Here is a 15,284-nt window from a genome sequence, read left to right as displayed (position 1 = left end):
CAGATGTTCGACTTCGGATTTTGTCGTGCTTAACAAAACTCTACATGATTAATTGAAAAAAATCAGGCATTCAAAAAAATCCGAAGTCGAACATCCGAAATCCGAATTAATCAAACTCCCGCATCTTCGCTCACGCCCCGTCCAATAGCTTCTACCCAATCAGTCTCGCCCCAGCCCTTTGCCACGGCGCTCAATAAGCGGCTGTGTAAGGCATTTACGAGTGGCATGGGTGTCTGGCTTGTCTGGGATAGTTTAAATGCCAGACGCGCGTCCTTATAGCCTAATTTTGATTTGAAACCTACCGGCTCGTACTGCTTATTGGCAATAGCCCGGCCATAATTCTGAAAAATAGGAACATTGAACAGTGTCGATCCAAAAAAGTTGGCTACCTGTGCCCGGTCCAGTCCGTTCTTTTCTGCAAGGGTATAAGCCTCCGCCATGAGTTCCATCGAAGCCATGATCATAAAGTTACCTGCAATTTTTATCACGTTTGCTCCGCCCGCAGATTCTCCAAAATCAATCACACCCTGGCCTAAGCAATTCAGTACAGGTTTGGCCGTATCCTTGGCATGCTGATTGCCGGATACGCAGATCCAGAGTTTACGGGCCTCAGCGGCCTCTGCCCGGCCAAACACAGGAGCGGCCAGATAGTGACTGCCGGCTTCTTCATGAAGCAGGGTAAGTTGTTCGGATGTTTCGGGCGCGACGGTACTCATGGAAATATGGATGGCATGCTCAGGTAACTTCTCCAGAATACCCTGATCGCCCAAGGTTATTTCTTTCAGTACGTCGTCATCTGAAAGTACGGTGATCACGATGTGGACTCCCTCGGATGCATCAGCAGGTGTTTGGCATTTGGTGACGTAAGCAGCATCAAGCTCATCTATTTTTGAATGAGTACGATTATAGACCTGTAAGTGATAACCCGACTTGATGAGATTTTGGGCTATGGGCATGCCTATGTTACCAAGGCCGATAAATCCGATTTTCTTTTCCATAATTGTTGTATAGCTATTAGCTGATGTACTCCCTGTCCTCGTCGCTTAGTGTATTGGGGCCTTCTTTTTTGTGGATGTTGTCATGATAACCTCCAATGTCAAATTTTGCTTTCTTGGGGCGGCCAACAAGCCAACCTAAAATAAAAGCTACAACGGCTACCACGGCCATCATCGTCAATTTTGAAATATAAAAATTGGAAAATAAAAAAGCGAATGGAACCTTGTCTGTGTTTTGCACCAATGCCGCAGTGAGCAAAATGGTGATAACTATTATGGTGATTGTTTTAATGCTCATGACGATTTGGTTTAACAGTTTTTACAATATCCGGTTTTTAAATCTTTATTAAAAATCATTTTCATTAAGCACTTTTTGAAAACTGAAAAACATGGCGGGAGCAGGGAGGTAAAACAGGACGCCTGAAAAATTGGTTTTCGATCGTCGTATAAAAATGGAATCTGTTTTTGATGGTTTTGAATTTTAACCCTGGAAGAAAGCTGAACAAAATGAAACCGTTATTTTGACAGGGTCGGGACTGCTGAATATATACCTGATTTGGCGATCCAGGTTCTGCTGCGTTTTGACTGTTCTCCCTTCTTATACCGCCATGTTCTGTGGCCCGAAAACAGACTCCTGTTCCTCCGCTGAGAATCCAAAAAAATTCACCGAATTTAATTTTTTGTATACAACTGGGTATGTCTGGCCAATTTTATTTCATTCCTTGTTTTTAAGTTCATAACACTATCTGTAAACTTTTAAATTAATCTCCTTGTCTGTAGTTGTTAGTTATATAAGAGCTTTTATTTATCTGAATGTTAGTGATATAAATACATTATTTAACTACTTGAACTTTTGTTGCTAATTTTTTTAGTTTTTATTGTTTTAGTTAAATCTGTTTTGTTTAATTTTTACTTTTTATAATCTCTTTAAATATTTGATTATTAAAATTTTATAAATTTAGTAAAATAAGTATTTGAAAAACTTTTGAATATAATTTTTGTTTTAAAAGGAGTTTAGATGGTATTTTGTCGTAATTGCTTAATTTTTTATTTAGTACACTAACTAAAAAGTGAATTTTGGCGCTGTTACGCGCAAGGATGTTTAAACAGTGAGAAACCCGGCGAAAAAAAATAATGCCATACAAGGCCTAAAAATGGCCTTAAAATCCGATACCTTTCTATCCCCTATCGAGGTTTGCCAGCACCAAATACAAAGAATCTGACGGTGATTTTTGTAGCTATAGAGAGGGTAAAGTACCGATGAAATAATATGGTGTTTACAGGAAAAGTGCTGTCGGAGGGAATAAAGTAGGAAGGATTAAGGCCTTGCTTTTCGTTTAGCGATTTGCTTTTGAGCTACCGGATACAGGAATATTGTAGACAAAATAATGACTGCTCCTGCCCAGAAACCTACCGTCATTTTGTTCATATCACCCAAAAAAATGAATGACATCAGGATACCATAAACCGGCTCGAGGTTGGTGATCAGGGCCACTTTAAAAGCCGAAAGCTCACGCATAACAGATACCCCGGCAACATATGCGAGTGATGTACATACAGTGCCAAGCAGTATCAGATACCCGATATCGCTGGGTTTTAAAAGGAGCGATCTGTTAAACCCATTGGTTAATAAAAGGTATATCGAGATCCAGAAAAACGCACCGGTTAACTCATAAAAAGCGATGATAGGAGCCTCGTGGTTCTTTATAAATTTTGAATTGATGATCGAAAAAAGGCTAGCGCAAACGGCGCTTACAAGTCCGGTAATGATACCCTTAGTGTAATGTGATTCAAATTTAAATATCAAAACAATGCCGGTTATGATCAGTAATCCGGCCATGATCTCCAGTTTTGAGATCTTTGTTTTGTTCAACAAAGGCTCAAATATTGCCGTAAATAAAGTGATGCTGGACAGGCAAACCAGCGTTACAGGAACCGTAGATAGCTTGATAGAGGCAAAGAAAAGTATCCAATGACCACCCACTAAAGCGCCTGTGTGCGACATTTTTAGGAAGGTTTTTTGGTCAACCCTGATAGCCGTTTTGTTAAAATTGAAATATAAAAACAGCGATATAACGGCAATCATCACTCTGTACCATACCAGTTGTACTGCCGAAATAGTAATAAGATTACCCAAAATACCGGTAAATCCCCAGATAAAAACAGTGAAATGGAGTATGATCAGGTTCTTGTTAAGGCTTTCTTTACCGCTTTTCGTAACCACTATTTTGGTGCTTTTAAGAGTAAATAGTAACCGAGTAAGCCAAACGTAGTATTAGGGATCATAACGGTAAAAATGGGTGGTACACCTCCCTTTATTGAGAATACTATGGAAAATTTCTCTACGATAATATAGGTAAAGCAGAGTATAATGCCAATTCCCAGCGGTAAGCCAACACCGCCCCGTACCTTACGGGATGACAAGGCTACGCCCACAATGGTTAAAACATAGGCAGACAAAGGGTATATAAAACGGTGATACTTCTCATAATAAAGATTGTTTAGAACCTCCGGACGGCGTAGTTTTTCTTTATCTATATTCTTATTTAAATCCTTTAGGGACATAGCAGCATACACATTATCATATACCACAAAATCGCTCGGGTGCATATCAAGCGTAGTGTCTTTTGGCGTCGGACTATTGATAAATTGCTCTTTTAGGCCGTTTATATATTTAACTGTATAGTTTTTTAATGACCAAACCCTCTTAACCGAATCATAGGTAACCTGTTGGGCAATCAATTTTTCACGGAGGGTATCTCCATTAAACTTTTCCATAATAAACTGATATCCAGTATGTACGGTTGGATCATAGTTTTGCAGATATACAAAAGTATGTTTGTCTATCTGCATATGTACCTCAATTTTAGTAGGGTCATTATCAGTTATACCATTGGCATTCTCAAAGTCGTTTTTTAGGTGATTGGTATACGGAATGAGGTAGACATTAGCAAAAAAGGATACGATAAATATGATAGTAGAAGCTATAAAATAAGGCCTTAAAAAGCGGTTAAAACTGGCTTTTCCACTTAAAATAGGTACAATTTCTGTTTGGTTGGCCATTTTGGCTGTAAAGAAAATTACCGCCAAAAAGTTAATCAGGGGCGATAGCATATTCAGGTAAAAGGGGACGAACCCTGCATAATACTGAAATACAATATCGTGTAATGAAGCGTGTTTATTGGTAAAATTATCCAGCTTCTCAGATACATCAAACACTACCGATACAGCAGCAAAAATACCCATGGTAAACACAAAAGTGCCCAGGTATTTACCCATAATAAACCTGTCAATAACCTTCAGATGCTGGTGAATAAAAGCCTTCATTTTTTGTTTATTAGTTCATTGGCTCGTTGGTTCATTGGTTTCATATGAGCTGTTATTAATATTGTTAAGACTAATAAACTAATGAACCAATGAAATATTGAACGGCTATAATCGTTGACCAAGTTGCTTAACCATGATATTTTTCCAGTTATAAAACTCACCGGATATGATCTTTTTGCGCGCCTCTTTAACCAGCCACAGGTAAAAATGGAGATTATGCAAAGTAGCAATTTGAGCTCCAAGCATCTCGCCCGAGTGTATTAAATGGCGCAAATATGCTTTTGTATAATTTTTATCGGCAAACAGTTCGCTATCACTTTCAATGGCTGAAAAATCATTTTTCCACTTCTCGTTTTTGATATTGATAATGCCATTTTTAGTGAAAAGCATACCATTGCGGGCGTTCCGGGTTGGCATAACGCAATCAAACATATCAATTCCTAAGGCTATATTTTCCAATATATTAATCGGTGTACCTACACCCATTAAGTAACGTGGTTTTTGCTCCGGTAATATATTGCAAACAATTTCTGTCATGGCATACATTTCTTCGGCAGGTTCGCCAACCGAAAGTCCGCCTATAGCATTACCTTCACGCTCGTAAGAAGCAATAACTTCTGCTGATTTTACGCGCAGATCTTTATATACAGAGCCTTGTACAATAGGGAAAAGCGTTTGGCTATATCCGTATTTTGGTTCAGTACTGTCAAGGCGGTCGCAGCAACGTTTTAGCCAACGGTGTGTCATGTCAATTGATCGTCTGGCGTAGTGATAATCGCAAGGATAAGGGGTACATTCATCAAAAGCCATGATGATGTCGGCACCTATAATGCGCTGAATATCCATTACATTTTCTGGCGTGAACAGATGTTTTGAGCCGTCAATATGCGAACGGAAAGTAACACCTTCCTCTTTTATTTTGCGTACTTCGGTTAATGAATACACCTGGTAACCGCCGCTATCGGTTAAAATAGGTCCATCCCAGCCATTAAATTTATGCAATCCCCCGGCCTGTTCAAGTGTATGAAGACCTGGTCTGAGGTATAAATGATAGGTGTTACCTAAAATAATTTGCGCCTCTATATCATTTTTAAGTTCATGCTGATGCACTGCCTTTACTGTGCCGGCAGTACCAACGGGCATAAATATAGGGGTTTGTATGGTGCCGTGATCGGTGGTAATTTCACCTGCGCGGGCTTTTGAAAGCGGGTCTTGTGCTGTTAAATTAAATTTCATTTTGAGGTTGCAAAATTAACAAATAAAGCGGATAAAGGACTAAAGGATAAAGGAACAAGGATTAAGAAACAAAAGATAAAAATTCGGCAGGTTTACACTTATGTAAGTTATCTTTTCTCATCATTTATAATCCTTAATCCTTGTTCCTTTATCCTTACTCCGCCCCAGTGTGGAAAAAAACAAGCCAGTGTGTGTAATAATCACGAAATAAACCTATGTTGACCACTTTTATTCCGGCGATTTTTAACAAATTTGCCTGATATTATAACTGCTTGGAAACTTATATTCACAACGCGCTCTTCATTCTTTTTCAGCTGTGTTTTATTGTTCAGTTGTATTACCTGATAAGTAACCATAGCCGCCTTTCACGATATAAACCAGCGGAGGAGTTACCAGAGGTATTGATACCTGTTTCGGTAATTATAAGCGCACGCAATGAAGCCAAAAATCTGCAGGAAAACCTGCCTTTTATACTCAAGCAAAACTACCCCGATTTTGAAGTAGTGGTGATCAATGATTGCTCTTATGACTCATCAAATGATGTTTTAAACGATATGCAACGGGAGTATCCGCATTTAAAAGTGGTTACCATAACAGAACATGATCGCTTTAAAACCGGGAAAAAATTCGCTCTTACCCTCGGAATAAAAGCCGCAAAGAATGAGTATATGCTGTTTACTGATGCCGATTGTAAGCCTGCCTCCGAAAACTGGATAACACGCATGGCAGTTAATTTTAGTACCAAGGCCCAGATTGTTTTAGGTTACTCTCCTTATTATAAAACCCGTAACTTTTTGAATCCGTTTGTGCGGTTTGAAACTATTAAAACAGCTATAAATTATTTGTCAGCTGCGCTTAATGGAGATCCATACATGGGTATCGGTCGTAATTTAGGTTATACTAAAACTTTGTTTTTTAGTCAAAAAGGCTTTGCTTCGCACATGCATGTGATATCCGGCGATGATGATCTGTTTGTAAACCAGCATGCTACTATTGATAATACGATTATAGAGATACACCCGGAAACGTTCACTTATACCAGTGCGAAAACAACTTTAGCGTCGTGGTACAGGCAAAAGAAACGCCATATGGGAGTTGGTAAATTGTATAAAAACCGGCACAGGCGAATGCTCAGCTTTGATGCTATGAGCGGTTTTCTGTATTATATTTTGCTTATAATATCTCTGGTTTTTAAATATGAGCCCCTGCTGGCATTAGGTTTGTTTGGCTTTAGATTGATATTACAGCTTGTTATATACAGTAAGATATTTAAAAAGCTTGATGGTAAAGATCTGATATGGTATTTACCATTTTTTGACGTTATATATTATATGTATTTAAATGTTTTTGGGCTGATCGGGACATTTTTAAAAACAACCCAATGGAAATAAACGCCAACTTTACCGATAACGCGAAGAATGATTTTTACCTTGTGGTTAGAGCTCGCGAGGGTGATCAAAAGGCCTATGCCGACTTGATGCACAGGTATAAAGATTCTATTTATTTTATGGTTTTAAAAATGGTTAACAACAAGGAGGATGCGATGGATCTTACCGTTGAAACCTTTGCCAAAGCTTTTGAAAAACTGGATAAGTATCAACCCGATTATGCTTTTAGTACCTGGTTATTTAGGGTGGCTACCAATAATTGTATAGATTTCATCCGTAAAAAGAAGCTCAATACCCAATCTATCCACGGAATGACCGATGATGATGGGGACGAAAAACCACTACAAATAAAAGCTGATGTTTTGAATCCTGAAGAAACATCAATCAAAAAACAACAAACACAGGAGCTTAAGTTATTGATCGAAAGCCTGCCACACCGGTATAGAAATTTGATCACACTGCGCTATTTTGATGAATTGTCATACGAGGAAATAGCCCAGCAGCTTGATTTGCCTTTGGGTACGGTTAAAGCACAATTGTTTAGGGCCAGATATTTACTGGGTAATATCATTAACCGTTTTAACAGGGATGACATCTGATATCGTATTCAAATATTTTCCGGATCTGACCGCGAAACAACGTACTCAAATTGAACAACTGCCGGAGTTATATAATTTATGGAACAGCCAGATCAATGTGATATCGCGCAAAGATATCGACCTGTTGTATGAGCGTCATGTGCTGCATTCATTGGGGATTGCTCAGGTAATGACCTTTTTACCAGATGAAAACGTGCTGGATGTAGGTACAGGGGGCGGTTTTCCGGGTATACCGTTAGCCATTTTATTCCCGGATACCCGGTTCCATTTGGTTGATTCTATCGGTAAAAAAATAAAAGTAGTACAGGAAGTGGCTAAGGCACTGGGCTTAACCAATGTAAAAGCCTCACACTTGCGGGCCGAACAATTGGATGAAAAGTTTGATTTTGTGGTATCGCGGGCGGTTACGCAACTCAAAGATTTTTATCCATGGGTGCGTGGTAAGTTCAATAAAGATTCAAAAAATACCTTATCTAATGGGATCCTATACCTTAAAGGTGGCGATCTGGAGCAGGAGATCAAGGAATCTGGCCTCAAAGTGCAACAATATCATCTTAAAGATTATTTTACAGAAGAGTTTTTTAACACCAAGCAGGTGATCTACGTGAAGGGTTAGGCTAATGCTGCCTTTACATGGAAAAATGCCGAAGCGGTTTTAGCCGTTCAGCAGTTTGTTTAAAAGTAACCTTTTTACTGTCCGATGGATTGAAAAGCTATTTATTATGTTTCAATGTGTCGGATTTTACCCTAATTGTCGTCCCGGTTTTAGTCTGCTTTGCCGGTTTATCCTTTACATCAATAGCTATCTTTGCGGGAGCTTGTGAAGCTGGCTCATCTATTTGAATCTCCTTCACAGCTTTTGACGGCGCAGCTGGAGATGATGGATCTTTTACAGCTCCTGGTGGCGCAAATTTTATAATAGCTGCTTTAGGGTTTTTTACCGGTGGTACAGGAGGCGGTGGTGGCGGACGTTTTGTTACCTGTTTCTTTGGCGGTGCGAATTTCACAACGGTTACCTGAGGTTTTTTTGCAGGAGGAGCAGGTGGTGGTGGCGGTACTTTCAACGGTTTTACCTTAATAACGGTGTCTGCTTGTTGCGGTACCAGATCAACCAATGCATAAGTTTTGCTGAAACCCAGCGTGGAGGCACAAAGGGCCGCAGCACAAATGGGTACAGCTACAAGGTATTTTAGCCTGGCTAAATTCCCTGAGCGTTTTTGATTTAACATAATTATCCTCTTTTTTAATAAATTATAATTGAAAAATGAAGGTGCAATTGATGAGCCGCTAAGTCCGTACGCATTGTTTACTAAAAACGAAGAATAAGTGAGGGTGTCGTTTTCAAAAGCGGCGGTTTGCTCATCGGCGATGTATTCATGTATGGTTTTAAGGCTGTTTTGCAACAGGTAAACAAGCGGGTTGAACCAATTAATGATTTTGATAAATTCAAGGAATAACACATCTAATGTGTGTTTTTGGCGAATATGTACCATTTCGTGCCGGATAATGGTATTGATACCCTCTGTTTTTGACCCGATAAAAAGGTAGTTAAAGAAAGAGAATGCTGTATTGGAGTTTTCGAGCAGTACAATTTTGTATCTGTTGTCGGCTGTTTTGTTTGCAGTTTGTGTGATTTTTACCAGTTTAAACAACTTCAATAACAACAGGATAAGCAATATCATAGCCCCTAACAAGTAAGTATAAAAAAGTATATCCAGTATATTGGTCTCTTGGTTTGTGGCCGGTGTAAGGTATCTTACGTTTATGGTGTCGTGCACGGTTGGTTTTAATATACCCACCTGTACCAGTGGGAGCAAAAAAGATGAGAGACAGCTTAGTAAAAGGTAAGCCCTGTTTAATGTATAATGGGTTTCTTTATTTAAGAACAAACAATAGCCGGTGTAAAATACAGCGAGATAAATGTTTGCCTCAAGCAGGTAATGCAGCCAGTTCATGATTTTTGATTTTTAAGTTGATCAATCAATGAGGTTAATTCGTCAAGCTCTTTTACACCCAGCTTTTTTTCGTCAACAATAAACGACACCAGGCTTTGATAGGAGTTGCTGAAATAGTTTTTCATCATCTTATCAAACGTAAATTTTTTGTACTGGTCATCAGTAACAACAGGGTAATAAACATGCGAGTTACCGTATGCTTTATGGTCAATAAAACCTTTACCCTCCAATACCCTTACTACAGTTGATACCGTGTTGTACGCAGGTTTTGGATCGGGCATCTGCTCAATGATATCCTTCACAATAGCCTCTTTAAGTTGCCAAAGTATTTGCATCACCTGCTCTTCAGCCTTGGTTAATTCCTTTAAGTTCATAGTAAACTATTTTTATAGTTAGGTTAAATAAAGGTATTAACTATTTTTATAGTTTGCAAACTATTTTTATAGTTTTTTATTTGTGCTAATATTTTTAGGATTTTTTTTATACTTTAGATGTGAATAGAAATGGCGGATTTCAAATACCAATCCTGCACATTGAGATTTGGAATTGAACATTATTAATTATGTCATTACTACACCGAGTAGCATTATCATTTGTAAAAAATTTAGGTCCTGTATCGGCTAAAGCATTGATCGCTTATTTAGGCAGTGAAGAAGAGGTATTTAGATCGCCCACAGCAAAAATGACCAGGATTCCTGGCATTGGTGATAAAAAAGTGGCCCAATGGAACTTTGATGATGCCCTTAAAAAAGCCGAACAAGAGTTGCTATATATTGAAAAACATGATATACAGCCTATCTTTTACACAGACAGCAGATATCCAAAACGGCTAAAAAACTGCGCCGACTCACCCATATTGCTGTATGCAAAGGGCAATATGGATCTGAACCCCCAACACGTGATCAGTATTGTGGGTACCCGAAACGCTACCGATTATGGCCGCTTGTTATGTAAACAGCTTATTGAAGAATTACAACAGTACAATGTATTAATAGTAAGTGGCTTAGCTTTAGGTATTGATGTTGCCGCCCACAAAGAATGCCTGAAACACAATATACCTACAATTGGTGTATTAGGACATGGCCTCGACAGGCTTTACCCCAGCCAAAACCGGGCTACAGCCGATAAAATGCTGGAGAATGGTGGTTTGCTAAGCGAATATCCATCCGGAACTATACCCGACCGAGAGAATTTTCCGCAGCGTAACCGCATCGTAGCTGGTATCGCTGATGCTACCGTGGTAATAGAAGCTGGTATAAAAGGCGGGGCACTCATAACTGCCGAAATAGCTAACTCCTACAACCGTGATGTATTCGCGTTTCCCGGCCGCCTGGATGATAAATATTCTGAAGGGTGTAATTTCCTGATACGTAACCATAAAGCGGCTTTACTAACCTGTATGGCTGATTTGGCCTTTAGCCTGGGCTGGGAAAAAGCAGATAAAGCTAAACCAACTGATCAGTTTGTTTTACCTATTGATCTCTCGAAGGACGAACGGTTGATATTTGACATTTTACAGCAGCATCAATCGCCTTTAGCTATTGATGATTTGACTATAAAAGCCAATATGCCCATGAGTATGCTGGCAATGAATTTACTTAATATGGAAATGCAGGGCTATATTCAATCACTACCCGGGAAAACCTATAAAGTAAGTTAGCTTTTTCCCCTAAACTACCCCTTCGGCGAATCATAGAAAGACAGATGTCCGTCTTCATTGCTGATGGAACGCCAGTCGTCATTATCAAAACTAATCAGTGCGATAGCGCAGGTCGGTACATCACGCAATTGACCGGTTAAATAATGTAATAATTGACTTATACCTGGATTATGACCTACCAGGCCAATATACCCATACTCATTGGGCAGATTATTGACTACGTTTACAAGCGTACGTTCACTTGCATCATATATTTTTATATCGGTTTGCGATGGGGGCAGTTGTAAGTGCTCTGTAAATATCTGCGCCGTGGTTAAAGTACGTAAAGCCGGACTGGTCACCATTATTTCAGGAACAATGGCCCGATCTTTTAAAACGTCTGCCATCGTTAACGCATCCTGCATTCCGGATTGTTTTAGAGGGCGGTCAAAATCGGCATAACCACTTTCGTGAGTTGCCTTGGCATGGCGAATTAAAATTAGCTTTTTCATGCTTTCAGTATAGGTTTATTTATATAATATAACAGCTAAACTTAATAAGTTTTTTATATAATAAACAAAAAAAGAGGGTTCAAATTAACCCTCTTTTTTTGTTTGTTTTAATAGATTGGATTAAAATGCGTAACCTATAGAAACACCAAATACGCGGGTTTTTAATTTGCCACTGTCGGCGGTTGGGTTTATGTTAGTTAAACCCAGGTCATAATTTACATTAAAAAGCAAGCCGCCTTTCAGTTTAATTCCTGCGATAGCGTTGGCACCATACTCCATAGATTTAATACTGTTGTCGTCATTGCCACCAAATTTAACATCTTCGCTTGCAGTTTGTCCGCTTTGAGGATCGGTTACTTTTATTTTGCCCGAAATTCCTCTTGCAGCGTAAGGTCCGGCTCCAAAATAGATATCACCAACAACCACCGGCACATGATACACAATATTTACAGGTAATTGTAAATAAAGCAGGTTGACTTTTCCTGTACCTTGTTCAATCTCAACATCAACATTTGGGTCGCTGTTATCGGTAAAAGAGGCTCCGTTAAATTTTCCGCCCCGGCCGCTAAGGTTAAGAGCAGGTTGTAAGGAAACATTACCAAACTTAAAATCAACAAAAACGCCCGCGTTAAAAGTGGTTAAAGAGTTAGAGTTAGCACTAAGACCGCCAATTGATGCATTTAAAGTGGCAAAGTTAACGCCGCCTTTAATTCCGATTGTTGGTAACTGGGCAAAGGTTACAAGTGATGCGCCCGCCAAAAGCAGGGAAAGTAGGAGTTTTTTCATATAAAAGTGATAAGATTAATAATTATCAACAAATGTAAATAAATTAATTAATCACCGAAAAAACATTTTAATGATTATATTTATATACTAAATATTTGATTGTCAGTAGTTATTGTGCCTTATTCGCGAATTGAACAATTCCATCTTCGGGCATATCATTCATACATTTGAAGTGGCCTAATGGACATTTTTCCAGACCGAATTTGGAGCATGGACGACAGGATAATTCAATACCGGCAATCAATACATCTTTAACCATATAAGGCTGCACACCCAAAAGGTCGGGTACCGTGCCTCCCCAAACAGATACGATGGGTTTGTTAAAAGCCTCTGCAATATGGGTAAGTCCGGTATCAAACCCAATGATGCTTTTAGCTTCGGATACCAGAAAAACAGACTCGTCAAGCGTGGTGATACCGCAAGCATTATAAGCTTTAGAACCAATCGCGTGGACAATAATGTCTCCATTAGCCTTTACATCATTACCTCCTAATAATACCATCGGTTGGTTCAGTTGCCGGCAAATACTGATGATCTTATCGTTAGGCATCCGCTTGGTAAAATGTGTGGCTCCAATTACAAATGCCACATATCCAGCCTGGTGCGATGGGGGTAATAAGTTATTTAGTTGATGATTAGCTTTGATATAATAATCTATAGGCTGTCCGTCATTAACCACGCCTAAAAATTTAACCGCTTTAAGGTAACGGTCGACCAGGTGAGTGGGAGGAATCAGCTTTAGTTTAAATTTAAGACTTAGCCATTTTTTGATTGGCTGTTTTTTGTATGTTGACGAGCGGATACCTGTACGCAATTTGATAATGGCAGTACGCAAATTATTGTGTAAGTCTATGATATAGTCATAACGTTCGGTTTTTATTTCATCAATTGTTGCTGATAATGTGGGCCTTAGCAGCAGAAGTTTATCTACATAAGGGTTGCTATCGTAAATATACCGGAACGCTGGTTTAGTTAAAAAATGGATCTCGGCTCCGGGTATTTGCTTTTTGAGACAGCGCACAACAGGAGTGGTATAAATAATATCTCCCATAGAACTAAAGCGGATCACCAGTATCTTCATTTAATTTTGAATTAGTGAATTAGTGAATGGTGCGTGGTCAGTGATGAGTTTTTGAATTTTAACTTTTGAATTTTGACTTTTTCTCAAATACTTCGGTGATCTCAGGTAATGATAACGCATTAAGACACATCTCTTTAAATAAACCGCCTTTACGTGCGGCTAAAACACCGAAGCGCATATCCAGAAAACCTTCTACGCGGTGAGCATCGGGGTTAATGGATAGCCAAACACCTTTTTCCAAAGCATATTGGTGCCAGCGCCAGTCGAGATCGAGCCTTAACGGATTGGCATTAATTTCTATCACCACATGGTTTGCCGCGCAGGCATCAATTACTTTTTTATAGTTGATTGGATATCCGCCTCTACTTAATAATAACCTGCCGGTAGGGTGGCCCAATATGGTAGTATACGGGTTTTCAATCGCTGTTATCAATCTTGAAGTGGCTTTTTCCTCATCCATTTTAAGTATGGAGTGAACGGATGCTACTATAAAATCAAACTTTTGAAGAATCTCGTCCGGATAGTCAAGTGAACCATCATATAAAATATCCGATTCGATACCTTTAAATATGTGAAAGCCTTCAAGTTTTTTGTTCAGATGATCAATCTCCTCATGCTGTTGCAAAACCCGTTCAATGCTTAAGCCTTTGGCGTAAAACGCGCTTTTGCTATGATCGCACATGCCCAGGTATTCCAGTTTTAAGTTATCACGGCAATAAAGCGCCATTTCTTCAACTGTATTTACGCCATCGCTCCAGGTACTGTGGTTATGCAGACTGCCTTTCAGATCGTGTGTAATAATCAGCGTAGGCAATTCATTTTTTTCAGCCTTTTCAATAAAGGTAGTGCCCTCACGCAGCTCAGGTTGTATCCAGGCTAAACCGGCTTTGGTGTAAATGAGTTCTTCCGTTTCAGGTTGTCCCAGGGGTACGTTAATTCGCTCCAATACAGCCTGAATATGATCATCTGTACCTGTATTGAGGAATAACTCTTTAAAGTAATCGGCCTTATCAACACAAATAATATCAACCAATAAACCGTTTTGCAGCTCGCCCGAGATATGGTTCTCATTCATTGAAACATTGTTCAGGATCTTCGAATCAAGCAGGGCGTTATAAGCAACCTCCTGATTTATACTGCCCACAACGATCACAATTTCGGTGATGATCTCATTTAACCGGCGAAATTCACCGGCGAAATGTTTCAGCGCGTCTGGAAAAATAGCTTTTATTTCATCCATTAACTCATTGGCTTCCTTTTCCACCTGGGCAAACAGGAACTTGCCGTTGCTGGCCATCCTGAACTCGATGGCTTTGCGTATCTCTTCCTGGGTTTTAAGACCAAAGCCTTTGGCCTCTATCAGGCGGTTCTCGTTACAGGCATAAAAGAGTTCACCGGTATTTTCAATACCCAGATCTTTCCAAATAATAGCTACCTTTTTAGGGCCGATGCCTTTAATTCCCATCATTTCAACCACACCTACCGGGGTATTATCCAGTAATTCCTGCATTTCGGCAATGGTGCCGGTTTCAAACAGTTCGATGATCTTAGATGCAATGCTTTTGCCAATACCATCTACTTTTTCCAGTTGTTCCAGTGTTTTACCGGCAATAGGGAAGGGCAGCTTATCAACTTTAAAGGCGGCATTGGCTACCGATTTTATTTTGAATGGATTACCCTCATGCAGTTCCATGAGTTGCGATAATAAACGAAGTGTACGGGCTATGGGTTTGTTTTCCATAATAATATTGAGGTCGGTAAAAATA

15 protein-coding genes are annotated in these 15,284 nt (G+C 39.4%); 4 read left to right on the top strand and 11 right to left on the bottom strand.

All coding sequences use genetic code 11. The features are described from left to right. Positions 1-110: 110 nt before the first annotated feature. The 5 genes from AB6735_RS08490 to tgt form a co-directional block, all read right to left on the bottom strand. Positions 111-998, bottom strand: coding sequence for an NAD(P)-dependent oxidoreductase (locus AB6735_RS08490; RefSeq protein WP_370995499.1), 888 nt, complete (start codon positions 996-998; stop codon positions 111-113). A 16-nt stretch (positions 999-1,014) separates the two neighbouring features. Next, positions 1,015-1,293, bottom strand: a complete 279-nt coding sequence (locus AB6735_RS08485) for a LapA family protein (RefSeq protein ID WP_370995498.1) — start codon at positions 1,291-1,293, stop codon at positions 1,015-1,017. Between the two features lie 1,020 nt (positions 1,294-2,313). Beyond that, a complete protein-coding gene (locus AB6735_RS08480; RefSeq protein WP_370995549.1) occupies positions 2,314-3,222 on the bottom strand; it encodes a DMT family transporter in 909 nt (302 codons plus the stop codon). Then, a complete protein-coding gene (locus AB6735_RS08475) occupies positions 3,219-4,322 on the bottom strand; it encodes an LptF/LptG family permease (RefSeq protein WP_370995497.1) in 1,104 nt (367 codons plus the stop codon). The genes AB6735_RS08480 and AB6735_RS08475 overlap by 4 nt, the downstream gene beginning before the upstream one ends. Positions 4,323-4,427: 105 nt before the next feature. Then, positions 4,428-5,558 carry a tRNA guanosine(34) transglycosylase Tgt gene (gene tgt, locus AB6735_RS08470; RefSeq protein WP_370995496.1) on the bottom strand — a complete coding sequence of 377 codons (1,131 nt, stop codon included), beginning with the start codon at positions 5,556-5,558 and terminating at the stop codon, positions 4,428-4,430. Between the two features lie 272 nt (positions 5,559-5,830). Here tgt and AB6735_RS08465 point away from each other — a divergent pair, with 272 nt between their 5' ends. The 3 genes from AB6735_RS08465 to rsmG are packed head-to-tail and all read left to right on the top strand — an operon-like array spanning position 5,831 to position 8,161. Continuing rightward, positions 5,831-6,949, top strand: coding sequence for a glycosyltransferase (locus AB6735_RS08465; RefSeq protein WP_370995495.1), 1,119 nt, complete (start codon positions 5,831-5,833; stop codon positions 6,947-6,949). After that, positions 6,940-7,545, top strand: coding sequence for an RNA polymerase sigma factor (locus tag AB6735_RS08460; RefSeq protein ID WP_370995494.1), 606 nt, complete (start codon positions 6,940-6,942; stop codon positions 7,543-7,545). The genes AB6735_RS08465 and AB6735_RS08460 overlap by 10 nt, the downstream gene beginning before the upstream one ends. After that, complete coding sequence (gene rsmG / locus AB6735_RS08455) at positions 7,535-8,161, top strand: 16S rRNA (guanine(527)-N(7))-methyltransferase RsmG (protein WP_370995493.1); 627 nt, start codon at positions 7,535-7,537, stop codon at positions 8,159-8,161. The genes AB6735_RS08460 and rsmG overlap by 11 nt, the downstream gene beginning before the upstream one ends. Positions 8,162-8,258: 97 nt before the next feature. Here rsmG and AB6735_RS08450 read toward each other — a convergent pair whose 3' ends face one another. Further along, a complete protein-coding gene (locus AB6735_RS08450) occupies positions 8,259-9,500 on the bottom strand; it encodes a M56 family metallopeptidase (protein WP_370995492.1) in 1,242 nt (413 codons plus the stop codon). Continuing rightward, positions 9,497-9,874, bottom strand: a complete 378-nt coding sequence (locus AB6735_RS08445) for a BlaI/MecI/CopY family transcriptional regulator (protein ID WP_370995491.1) — start codon at positions 9,872-9,874, stop codon at positions 9,497-9,499. Before AB6735_RS08445 ends, AB6735_RS08450 begins: the two co-directional genes overlap by 4 nt. Positions 9,875-10,062: 188 nt before the next feature. On the opposite strand from AB6735_RS08445, the gene dprA reads away from it, so the two are divergent. Further along, positions 10,063-11,160 (top strand): DNA-processing protein DprA, encoded by a 1,098-nt coding sequence (gene dprA / locus AB6735_RS08440; protein ID WP_370995490.1) that lies wholly within the window; start codon positions 10,063-10,065, stop codon positions 11,158-11,160. A 14-nt stretch (positions 11,161-11,174) separates the two neighbouring features. Here the strand turns inward: dprA and AB6735_RS08435 are convergent, their stop codons facing one another. The 4 genes from AB6735_RS08435 to AB6735_RS08420 form a co-directional block, all read right to left on the bottom strand. After that, positions 11,175-11,651, bottom strand: a complete 477-nt coding sequence (locus AB6735_RS08435; RefSeq protein ID WP_370995489.1) for a histidine phosphatase family protein — start codon at positions 11,649-11,651, stop codon at positions 11,175-11,177. A 120-nt stretch (positions 11,652-11,771) separates the two neighbouring features. Then, a complete protein-coding gene (locus AB6735_RS08430) occupies positions 11,772-12,437 on the bottom strand; it encodes a porin family protein (protein ID WP_370995488.1) in 666 nt (221 codons plus the stop codon). Positions 12,438-12,546: 109 nt separating this feature from the next. Then, positions 12,547-13,518: a glycosyltransferase family 9 protein gene (locus AB6735_RS08425; protein ID WP_370995487.1), complete on the bottom strand. Its 972-nt coding sequence runs from the start codon at positions 13,516-13,518 to the stop codon at positions 12,547-12,549. 58 nt (positions 13,519-13,576) lie between these two features. Further along, the gene (locus tag AB6735_RS08420; protein ID WP_370995486.1) at positions 13,577-15,259 is read right to left on the bottom strand and encodes a helix-hairpin-helix domain-containing protein; all 1,683 of its coding nucleotides are present in this window, start codon (positions 15,257-15,259) and stop codon (positions 13,577-13,579) included. Positions 15,260-15,284 lie beyond the last annotated feature (25 nt).

The sequence above is a fragment of the Mucilaginibacter sp. RCC_168 genome, assembly GCF_041355315.1.
In the GTDB taxonomy this organism is placed as follows: Bacteria; Bacteroidota; Bacteroidia; order Sphingobacteriales; family Sphingobacteriaceae; genus Mucilaginibacter.
The sequence above is the reverse complement of the archived record's forward strand: the minus strand, read 5'-3'. Positions and strand labels throughout refer to the sequence as shown.

Coding starts and splice junctions, on each gene's coding strand:
- AB6735_RS08460 (WP_370995494.1), top strand. CDS start 6,940: ATGGAAATAAACGCCAACTTTACCGATAACGCGAAGAATGATTTTTAC.
- AB6735_RS08420 (WP_370995486.1), bottom strand. CDS start 15,259: ATGGAAAACAAACCCATAGCCCGTACACTTCGTTTATTATCGCAACTC.
- AB6735_RS08490 (WP_370995499.1), bottom strand. CDS start 998: ATGGAAAAGAAAATCGGATTTATCGGCCTTGGTAACATAGGCATGCCC.
- AB6735_RS08450 (WP_370995492.1), bottom strand. CDS start 9,500: ATGAACTGGCTGCATTACCTGCTTGAGGCAAACATTTATCTCGCTGTA.
- dprA (WP_370995490.1), top strand. CDS start 10,063: ATGTCATTACTACACCGAGTAGCATTATCATTTGTAAAAAATTTAGGT.
- AB6735_RS08430 (WP_370995488.1), bottom strand. CDS start 12,437: ATGAAAAAACTCCTACTTTCCCTGCTTTTGGCGGGCGCATCACTTGTA.
- AB6735_RS08445 (WP_370995491.1), bottom strand. CDS start 9,874: ATGAACTTAAAGGAATTAACCAAGGCTGAAGAGCAGGTGATGCAAATA.
- rsmG (WP_370995493.1), top strand. CDS start 7,535: ATGACATCTGATATCGTATTCAAATATTTTCCGGATCTGACCGCGAAA.
- AB6735_RS08475 (WP_370995497.1), bottom strand. CDS start 4,322: ATGAAGGCTTTTATTCACCAGCATCTGAAGGTTATTGACAGGTTTATT.
- AB6735_RS08485 (WP_370995498.1), bottom strand. CDS start 1,293: ATGAGCATTAAAACAATCACCATAATAGTTATCACCATTTTGCTCACT.
- AB6735_RS08435 (WP_370995489.1), bottom strand. CDS start 11,651: ATGAAAAAGCTAATTTTAATTCGCCATGCCAAGGCAACTCACGAAAGT.
- AB6735_RS08425 (WP_370995487.1), bottom strand. CDS start 13,518: ATGAAGATACTGGTGATCCGCTTTAGTTCTATGGGAGATATTATTTAT.
- tgt (WP_370995496.1), bottom strand. CDS start 5,558: ATGAAATTTAATTTAACAGCACAAGACCCGCTTTCAAAAGCCCGCGCA.